Genomic DNA, 272 nt, shown 5'->3' with positions numbered 1-272 from the left:
GCCGAGGCCGAGCAGGCGCAGCAAGCCGCAATGTCGGGCATGGGCGGCATAGTCGATGGTCAGAACATGATGATCAGCGCCGGTCAGACCGTATTCGCGCGCACCGTCAATGCATCAGATTCCGACACCCCCGGCCCTGTCGTGGCTGAAATATTTCAGAAAGGCCCGCTCTATCGAACCCGCCTTCTCGGTTCATTCCAGCAGAACCGCAACACAAACGCCCTGATTGTCGAGTTCAACAGGCTTGTGATGCAGGATGGAACCGAGGTTCC

1 protein-coding gene is annotated in these 272 nt (G+C 58.5%); it reads left to right on the top strand.

The genetic code is table 11. From position 1 onward, the window contains the following. The coding region (locus tag HBA93_RS21175; protein ID WP_502910169.1) for a TraB/TrbI/VirB10 family type IV secretion system protein at positions 1-272 on the top strand (272 nt) is incomplete at both ends.

It is taken from the genome of Ochrobactrum sp. SFR4, assembly GCF_019730395.1.
Lineage (GTDB): Bacteria > Pseudomonadota > Alphaproteobacteria > Rhizobiales > Rhizobiaceae > Pseudochrobactrum.
The sequence above is the reverse complement of the archived record's forward strand: the minus strand, read 5'-3'. Positions and strand labels throughout refer to the sequence as shown.